General features: G+C 66.5%; 7 protein-coding genes. 5 read left to right on the top strand and 2 right to left on the bottom strand.

Translation table 11 applies throughout. The features are described 5' to 3' along the window. Positions 1-104: 104 nt before the first annotated feature. The 4 genes from HNP98_RS19310 (at position 105) to HNP98_RS19295 (ending at position 4,018) form a co-directional block, all read left to right on the top strand. Positions 105-944 (top strand): hypothetical protein, encoded by an 840-nt coding sequence (locus HNP98_RS19310; RefSeq protein ID WP_173811823.1) that lies wholly within the window; start codon positions 105-107, stop codon positions 942-944. A gap of 151 nt (positions 945-1,095) precedes the next feature. Continuing rightward, positions 1,096-1,644, top strand: coding sequence for an RNA polymerase sigma factor (locus HNP98_RS19305; RefSeq protein ID WP_173811822.1), 549 nt, complete (start codon positions 1,096-1,098; stop codon positions 1,642-1,644). An 89-nt stretch (positions 1,645-1,733) separates the two neighbouring features. After that, positions 1,734-2,840, top strand: a complete 1,107-nt coding sequence (locus tag HNP98_RS19300) for a hypothetical protein (RefSeq protein WP_173811821.1) — start codon at positions 1,734-1,736, stop codon at positions 2,838-2,840. Between the two features lie 26 nt (positions 2,841-2,866). Next, positions 2,867-4,018 carry a porin family protein gene (locus tag HNP98_RS19295; RefSeq protein WP_173811820.1) on the top strand — a complete coding sequence of 384 codons (1,152 nt, stop codon included), beginning with the start codon at positions 2,867-2,869 and terminating at the stop codon, positions 4,016-4,018. Between the two features lie 85 nt (positions 4,019-4,103). Here the strand turns inward: HNP98_RS19295 and HNP98_RS19290 are convergent, their stop codons facing one another. Then, the gene (locus HNP98_RS19290) at positions 4,104-4,862 is read right to left on the bottom strand and encodes an RNA methyltransferase (RefSeq protein ID WP_173811819.1); all 759 of its coding nucleotides are present in this window, start codon (positions 4,860-4,862) and stop codon (positions 4,104-4,106) included. Between the two features lie 5 nt (positions 4,863-4,867). On the opposite strand from HNP98_RS19290, the gene tamL reads away from it, so the two are divergent. Then, positions 4,868-7,498: a translocation and assembly module lipoprotein TamL gene (tamL, locus tag HNP98_RS19285; protein ID WP_173811818.1), complete on the top strand. Its 2,631-nt coding sequence runs from the start codon at positions 4,868-4,870 to the stop codon at positions 7,496-7,498. A 182-nt stretch (positions 7,499-7,680) separates the two neighbouring features. On the opposite strand, the gene HNP98_RS19280 is transcribed toward tamL, so the two are convergent. After that, entirely contained in the window at positions 7,681-8,982 is a 1,302-nt protein-coding gene (locus HNP98_RS19280; RefSeq protein WP_173811817.1) for a vanadium-dependent haloperoxidase, read from the bottom strand. Positions 8,983-9,128: the final 146 nt, after the last annotated feature.

The following is a 9,128-nucleotide window of genomic DNA, read 5'->3' as shown; positions in this document are numbered from 1 at the left end:
GCGGCGGATTTGGTCACTGGCGCACTTGGCGCAATAATGCTGGGTGTAAACCATAAACCAATCTACAACCGCCACCCTGAATTAATCCACTACCTAAATTTAATATGTCGCTCGCTTGGAAATACGGCAAGCTGGCCGGCGCACTGGTGACTCACGTGCTGCTTAGCGGCTGCGAAAGCAAACCCGCACCGGCCGTTGTGCAAAGCAGTAGCAAGGTGCCGTCCGCCGCGCAGCCATCGGCTCAGGCCGATACCGCTACCATCATCCAGGAATCACCGCTGGCCTTTCCAGGGTATGCCTCGCCCAAAGACCCTTCGGAAGACGTGCCGACGCTGCACCAACCCTTCGAAAAAATTAAGACGGTGGCACCCGGGCTGTTGGTCATTATTAACTCTGTTCCCGTCGCGGCCACAGACATTATCCGCGACTCGAGCGAATTAAAATTAATTTTTACCATCAAACGTGACCACAAAGTCATTTTCTGTGATACAGCCGACGACGGCTTTATGTACAGTTTCTATACTATGCCCGAAACCGAAAGGCTTTACCCTATTTGGGTACCAACGGGGCCCGGAGCCGGCGAACTGTTGGTTGCATTTAATAATCGGCCTTCTAAAGAATTGGCCCGGCGATTTTACATAAAAAATAACCAAGTTGTTAAAACTGATACGCTGCTGACATTCAACGGGCCCGCGAAGGATGTTGACAACGATGGAAAGTTGGAGTTTGCCGGATCCGGTGGTTTCGGAGAAGTGTGGGATGATGACCAAGGCAAACGTTGGACAACATACAATCCTGTCCTGTATTACGAGGTAAGGCCAACCGGACTGGTACTTGATTCGATTTTAACAAGGCGGAACATCCTGGCGCAGTACGGAGTATTTCAAGGATTTGATGCTTCCAATAGTCCGGGTATTTTGATGAAAAAATCTCGTAATGAATAGGAACATTTTTATTAATAAAAAGCCCCGGCCGCCCCGCCGGGGTTTTTTTACGCCCCAAAAATAAATTTCCCGCCCCGGGCAACCCCGCCCCCACTTCCCGCATCTACCGCGCCCAAACCGCCTTGCCCCCGCCCTTCTCTACCTTTCACCCGTGACCGAAGCCGACCTCATTGCCGCCTGCCAGCGGGGCGAGCCCCGGGCCCAGCGCCAGCTTTACGAGCGCCTGGCGGGCCTCATGCTCACGGTGTGCCGCCGCTACCTCAAGCGCCGCGAAGACGCCGAAGAAGCCCTGCTGCTGGGCTTTGCCCAGATGTTCCGGGCCCTGCCTACTTACCGCGGCGAGGGCAGCTTCGAGGGCTGGGTGCGCCGCATCATGGTGAACCGGGCCCTGATGGAGCTGCGCCGCCGCGAGCCCCTCACGCTCTCGTTCGACGACTTCGCGCAGCCCGAAAACCTGGCCAGCACCCCCGCCACGGCCGATACCCAGCTGCAGGCCGACGACCTGCTGGCCCTGCTGGCCGAGCTACCCGCCGGCTACCGCACCGTGTTCAACCTCTACGCCCTGGAGGGCTACGGCCACCAGGAAATCGCCGCGCTGCTGGGCATTTCGGAGGGCACCAGCAAGTCGCAGCTCAGCAAGGCCCGGGCCCTGTTGCAGCGCCGGGTTACGCATCAATTAATAATTAATAATGAGCAGTGAACAATGAGTAATGGTGCCTTACTGGCTCACTACTCATTGTTCACTGCTCATTGTCAATCGCTCATTGTCAATTGCTAATTGCCAAACCCATGCTTCCCGAAGACATTGATAACTTGTTCCGCGACGGCCTCGACGGGCACGTCACCCCGCCCGACCCGGCGCTGTGGGCCCGCCTGGCCGATGCCACCAACGCCGCCGGGGCCCCACCCGCCGCCGATGACGCCCGCCTCGACGAGCTGTTCCGCGCCGGGCTGGCCGCCCACGCCACCCCGCCCGGCCGCGCCCTCTGGGAGCGGCTGGAAGACGAGCACCTGCGCCCGCCGCGCCCGCGGCGCGCGGCCGCCTGGTGGCCCCGGGCCCTGGCCGCCGCGGTGGCCCTGCTGCTGGTAGCCGGCGGCGCCGGGCTGCTGTGGCGCCACGCCGCGGGCCTGCGCCCCGGCACCGAGCTGGCGGCCCGCACCTCAGCCCGCGGCACGCAAGGCACCGCTGGGCCCCTGCGCCCCAGTGAGATTAGTGGAACGAGCAAAACCAACCAGCAAAACGCCGTAGCCGCCGCTACTGGGGCCCCGGCAGATGCCTTGGATGCAACGGCTGGGGCCCCCAAGGGCACCCTGGCTACCGCGGCCACACCGGCTACTACCGCGCCACAGGTTGCCCGGGCGGCCACGGGCCAAGAGGGTCCTCGCGCAGCGCGGGCCATGAAATCGACTTCATTGGCCGCTGCTGAAAATAATTTTTCGCACCAGGCAACCCGGCTTGCGGTGCCGGCATCTAGCGGTTCATCGGCCACCAAACGGGCGGCGGTTTCCCCTTCAGTAGCGGCCCGACCGGGGCCGGCGCGGTCCGGGGCCCCGGACGCGCCAGCCCCGGCGGTGCGCGGCCCGAAGCCCCTGGACGCGGGGGCCCTGGCCGTGGCCCCTACCCCCACCGCCGCGCCGGCCAGCGCGGTGATTGAGGTGGAAGTCCGCCGGGGCAGCGCTGCCCCGGCCCCCGTGGCGGCGGCGACGGCCGAAACCTTCTCCGACGACGACGACCGGCCCGTTGGCCGCCGCGTGCTGGGGGGGCTGCTCCGCCAGGCCCGCCACGTGGTGCGGGGCGAGCGGGTGAGCCTGGCCGAAGCCACCGGCCTGCCCGAAAACCTCACGCTGCAAGCCAACCTCGGCGGCCGCACCCTTTCCCGCACCATTCGACTCTAACCTTACCATTGCCTGCCCCCAACGCCATGAAACGCCCCTTCTTCGCCCTGCTCCTCCTCGCCGCCGCCTGCGCCGCCGCCCCTGCCACGGCCCGCGCCGCCCGCCCGCCCGGGGCCCCCGCCCCCGCCGATACCATCGTGGTGCGGCTGCCCAACCAGGCCACCCTCACGCTGCTGGTGCGCGACGCGGCCCAGCTGCGCGAGCTGCCCAAGTACCACCTTGATTCGCTCACGACCCGCCTCGCCGGCTACATTGCCCAGGCCGAGGCAGCGGCCAAAACGGCCAAAACCGAGCAGGTAACGATGGAATTTTACCCCGACAAAGACACCCCCGGCCAGCGCCTGCCCGAGCAAATCCGCATCACCACCCACCGGCAAACCCCCAACGCCAAGCGCGTGGACGTGGCCCTGAACAAGGCCTTCCGCATCAAGGTCGACACCGACGCCGACGGCAACCGGAGCGTAAAAATTAACCCCACCCCGGGCCGTAACCGTGCCGAGCGCGAAGCCCACCGCGACTCGGTGGGTGCCAAAACTTACGAGCGCAACAGCCAAGGCGTAACCAACTTCGTGTTCGACCTGGGCCTGAACGCCCTGGCCAACCAGCACCCCGGCGTCGGCCAATCGGCCGTGGACCTGCGCCCCGGCGGCTCGCGCTACGTCAACCTGGGCTTCGACTACTCGCACCGCTTGGGCGGCAAAAACAGCCCTGTGTTCCTGGTGGTGGGCCCTGAGTTTGCCTTCAACAACTACATGTTGAACGGCAACGACAAGTGGGTGAACCAGAACAGCGTAACGGGTGTGGTGCGCGAAGCCGACCCCACCCGCCAGTACGAAAAAACCAAGCTGGCCACGGCCGCCGTGAACCTGCCGCTCATGCTCCGGCTGAACCTGCACGACGCCCACTATCACCCCACGTTTTCGCTGGCCGCCGGGGGCTTCGTGGGCTACCGCCTCGGCTCCTGGACCAAGCTCAAGTACACCACTGACGGCACTACTTATAAGGACAAGGACCACAACAGCTACAACCTCGAAGACTTCCAGTACGGCCTGCAAGCCGTTGTCGGCTACGGCGAATTCAGCCTGTTCGCCAAGTACAACCTGAACCCGCTCTTCAAAGCCGGCCAGGGCCCCGACACGCAGGTCGTCAGCTTCGGCATCCGCCTGTTTGCAAATTAGCTAACCTACCGAACAAGCGAGCCGCTAGGCCGAACGAGCGCATCGTTCGACTCGGCGGTTCGCTTGCTTGTTATCTGCATCCGCTCTACTGCCCGCGGAAGAAATTATCCAGCAAAATGGCCGCGGAGATGGCCACGTTCAGGCTTTCGGCGCCGCCGCCGGGGCCCCGCGGGATGTGCAGGCGCTGGGTGAGGCGGGCGGCCACGGCCGGCGTGAGGCCGTGCGACTCGGAGCCCATGACGAGCACGCCGGCCGGGGCCAGGGCGGCGCGGTGCACGTTGGTGCCGTGCAAATCGGCCCCGTAGACGGCGGTGCCGGCGGGCAGCGTGCCCAGCCAGGCGGCCAGCTCGCGGGGCCAGACGCGCACCCGGGCGAAGCTGCCCATGCTGGCGGCCACGGTTTTGGGGGCCCAGGGGTCGGCGCAGGTGTCGCTGAGCACCACCCCGGGCAGGCCGTACCAGTCGGCCAGGCGCAGGAGCGTGCCCAGGTTGCCGGGGTCGCGCACTTCGTCGAGGGCCAGCACCAGGGCCCCCTGGGCCAGGGCGGGCGGCAACGGCGCTTCGGGGGGGCGGCGGGCCACGGCCAGGGCGGTGGTGTTGGTGGCCAGCGTGCCGAGCTGGGCCAGCTCGGCCGCGCTCACCAGCACCGGGGGCGGGCCGGCGGCCAGTTTGGCCCGGTTTTGGGCAGCAAATTCGGGGGTGCAGCACACGGATTCGGTTTCCAACCCGGAACTTAGCAGCTCGATGACGCTCTTGCCGCCTTCCACGAGGAAGGCGGCGTGGCGCTGGCGGTATTTTTTTTGGTGCAGCGACTGCACGTATTTGACTTGGGCTTTTGAAATCATTGCTGTTGGTAACGAAACTTAGCGGCCGGCGCCCCTGGCGGCCCCTGGCCTGGCTGCTGCTGGCCGGCGCGGCGGCCTTGGCGGCCTGCTCGCCGCTGCGGCTGCTGCGCCCGGGCCAGCGCCTGCTCAGCAAAATGGCGGTGGTGGGGCCCTCGCGGGCCAACGAGGAGCGCCTGCTGGCCCTGGCCCAGCAGAAACCCAACACCCGCTTTCCGCTGCCCAAGTTAGCCATCTACCAGCTGGGGAACCGCTTTTACGACTCGGCCCGCATCAAAAAGCAGCTGGCGGCCATCCGCCAGGACTTTGAAAAGCGCCGCGCCGCCGCCGGCTCCGACTCGGCCAGGCTGGGCCAGCTGCTGGCCCGCCGCGAGCGGCAGCTGAACCGCAAGCAGCTGGTGCTCGACAAGGGCAACGCCATCATGCGCCTGGGCGAGGCCCCCGTCATTTACGACTCGGCCAGCACCCGGCGCTCGGTGGAGCAGATGACAACCTTTTTGCGCAGCCAGGGCTATTTCCGGGCCCGGGTGGTGGCCGCCGACACGGCCCGCTACCGCCACGGGCTGCTGCTGCGGCTGCTGGCCGGCCGCAACGCCGCCGCCGACTCGGCCGACCGCGCCAAGCTCTACCAGCGCGTGACGGTGACGTACCGCGTGCGCGAGGGGGCCGCCTTCGTGGTGAGCCAGCTCACGCAGAGCATTCCCGACTCGGGCGTGGCCGCCGCGGTGCGCCGGGCCCAGGGCGCGAGCTTGCTGAAGGTGGGCGACCACTACAACGAGGACCTCATCGGCCAGGAGCGGGCCCGGCTCGAGGCCTTGCTCAAAAGCCAGGGCTACTACGATTTCCGCCAGGCCTACGTCACCCTCGAGGCCGACACCAGCTACCAGGCCTTCACCGTGCGCCTGCGCACGCTCATCGCCAACCCGGGGCCCGGCCTGCCGCACCGGGTGTACACGCTGCGCCAGGTGGCGGTCGTGACCGACGCCGGGGTGGGCCGCTCGCTGCGCGTGGCCGTGGCCGACACCGCCCGGCGCACCCGCGGGCCCGGCCGCCTGGGCCAGGCCGGCCAGTCGAACCCGCTGGGCGCGGGCCCCCGCGCCCGCCTGGGCCCGCGCACCGACACGACGGAAGTCGATTCGGTGCAGTTCAGCGCCTACCGCCAGCGCTACAACCCCCGCCTGCTGGCCGGCAAGGTGGCCGTGCGCCCGGGCCAGCGCTACAGCCTGCCGCGCACCCAGCTCACGCAGCGCCAGTTCGCCGACCTCGACATGTTCCGCTTCAACCCCGTGACGTACCGCAAGGTGGGAACGGGCGCCCCGGCCGACAGCACCGCCGCCACCGGCCTGCTCGACGCGGTGGTGACGGCCACACCGGCCCCCAGGTTTCAGGAAACCACCGAATTTGGGGGCACTTACGTGGCCAACTTGCCGGGGCCCTTCGTCAATGTGCGCTTCAAAACCCGCAACCCCTTCGGCGGGGCCGAGGTGCTGGAGCTGGGCGTGCGCGTGGGCTTCGAGGGGCAGTTCAACCGGGTGACGGGCGGCGACGAGTACACTACGTTGTTCGGGGCCACAGCGGCCCTGGTGCTGCCGCAGTTCCTGGTGCCGTTCCGCACCAACCGCTACCTCTCGCGCTACAACCCCAAAACGCGCTTCTCGCTGTCCGATACCTACGTGAGCCGCCCCGAGTACACGCGCACCAACGTGGAGCTGACCTACGACTACATCTGGCAGCGCTCGGCGTTTCACCAGTTCGTGATTTCGCCGTTTGTGCAAAACGTGGTGAACACAACCAAAATTGACAGTTTTTTTCAGCACCAGCTCGACTCGTTGCGCACCTACCTCGGCTCGCCGCTGTACCGCTCCTTTGTGCGGCTCTACGAGCCGAGCATGAGCGCCACGTCGCTCTACAACTCCAACGACTTCAACGAAACCCGCGACGCGCACTACCTGCGCCTGTTTTTAGAAGTGGGCGGCCTCACCCGCGACCTGTACCGCAACGCCCGTTGGTACAACCCCAACGTGGCAGTGTACGACTTCGCCAAGTTCACGGCCGATTACCGCCGCTACCACAAGCTCTCGCCCGACCATTTCCTGGTGTACCGCTTCAACGGGGGCGTGGTGCACGCCCTCACCAAAACCGACGGACTCTACACTGTGGCCTACGACAAGTACCTGTTTGCCGGGGGCAGCAACAGCGTGCGGGCCTGGAAGCCGCGCCGCCTGGGCGTGGGCGGCTTCTCGGCCACCGTCACGAACCCCGACGGCTCGGTGCAGCGCGACTACAAATCGGAACAGCCCGGCGAGCTGCTGCTCGAAGGCAGCGTGGAGTACCGCTTCCCCATCTACTCGTTCATCAAGGGGGCCTTCTTCACGGACTACGGCAACACCTGGAACATCACCGCCGACCCCCAGCGCCCGGGTTCCGAGTTTGCGCTGGGTTCGTTCTACCGGCAGTTCGCGGTGGGCTCGGGCGTGGGCATCCGCCTGGACTTCACCTTCCTCATCCTGCGCCTTGACCTGGCGGCCAAAATTTATGACCCCACCGCCCCAAGCAATGCGCGCTGGGCCGTGAAATACGTCTACAAAGACGGCGACCACGTGCCGGCCTTCAACCTGGGCATCGGGTACCCGTTTTAGCACAGTTCTTCGGGTGGGGTGGCATGTGCGCCGGCGCCGAAACGGCTTTGGGGTAAAGTAAAAAAGGGAAGGAATAAAAACCTGGTCGTCAGATTTTTATTCCTTCCCTTTTTATTTTCTTCTTCGCCTGGGAACCGCCCCCAGTGCTTGGGTGAGGGACCGGCTGGGCCCGCCCCGGGGCCCTACTTCAGCGCGTTGGCCGCCACGAAGGCCCCCACTTGGGCGCCCATGGCCTGGCCCTGCATCGTGGACGTGCGGAAATGGTAGCCGGCGTACAGCCGCGAGAGGGAGTTTTCGGCGGCCGCCTGGCTGAAGCTGGTGTAGCTGCGGGTTTTGCCGGCGTTGCTGGTGATGGCAAACGCCACGGCGTCGGTGCCGAAATAGCTTTGCAGCACGGCGGTGGCGGCCCCGCCCGCCGAGCCGTGGCCCGAGGGGTAGTCGGCGTCGGGCGGGTTGGGAAAGGCGAAAGGCAGCCAGGCGGCGTCGGGCGCGGTGTTGGGGTTGCCGTCGGCGGCGGCCTGGCGGATGGCGGTGATGGGCCGCCAGCGCTTGTAGGCGTACTTGGCGTCGCACATGGCGATGTAGGAATCGGTTTCGGCCATTTCCAGCTGGGCCAGCAGCCGCACGGTGGCGTAGGCATCGGCGGGCTTGGCGGCCAGGGCGGCGCGGGCCACGCGGAACCAGACCAGGGGCGAGTTGTCGAGCCAGAACTGGGCGCTGGCGGCCTGGTCGGCCGTGCGGGTGGCGCTGGTGGCCCCGCCCACCGCCTTCACTTCGTTAAAGTCGGCGGTGTAGGCGTCCGAGGTCAGCGCCGGCGGGGGCCCGGGGCGGAACTGGTTGCCCGCCGTGAGCACGAAGGGCTTCACGTCTTTCCAGCCCGCCAGGGCGTAGTAGCCGTTGAACGGGGGCCCGTCGAAGGGCGGGGTGTACTGGTAGTCGCCGGGGTTGGGGCCAATCGGAAACGGCGTCTGGGCCGCGTCCGCGCCGTCGCCCGCCCGCTTGGCCAGCACGGCCTTGGCCGCCGCCTGGCCCAGGGCCACGCCCTGGGCCTTGGCGTCGCCGTCGCCGATTTTTGCCAGCGTGGCGAGGTAGAGCGAATCGACGTAGGCTTTCTCGTCGGGCAGCACCGCCACCAGCGCGTCGTGGGCGGCGGCGGCCACCGCGGCATCGGGCGCGGCGGCGGGCACCAGGGGCCCCTGCAAGGCGTAGGGGGTATTTTTTTGCTGGATGTTGTTCAGCGCGTCGTACATGGCCAGGTTCTCGATGGCGTACACCCGCGCCTCGATGTGGGGCAGCACGAAGAAGCCGGTGGCCGGGTTGGTCAGGCGCGTGACGGCCACGGTGCCGGCCTGGTTCCAGGCCAGCACGGCGGTGGGGGCCACGGCCCCGGGGGCTTCGGTCGCGTCTTTCTGGCAGGAGGAGGAGGCCAGCAACAGGCCCGCGGCCAGCGGCGCGGCGCAGGAGAGTAGAAAAATGTTTTTCATAAGAGCAGGCAACTGAGGGAAGGGATTGGTGAAGGGAGGGTGACGGGTGAAAAATTACCTTGTAAGTATTTGTTAAGTAAATAGTTGAAGCACCCGGGCAGCGGCGGGCCCCGTTCGGCCCCCGCCCCGCCCGCCCGGGCGGGCGG

The sequence above is a fragment of the Hymenobacter caeli genome (genome assembly GCF_013294115.1).
Taxonomy (GTDB): domain Bacteria; phylum Bacteroidota; class Bacteroidia; order Cytophagales; family Hymenobacteraceae; genus Hymenobacter; species Hymenobacter caeli.
The sequence above is the reverse complement of the archived record's forward strand: the minus strand, read 5'-3'. Positions and strand labels throughout refer to the sequence as shown.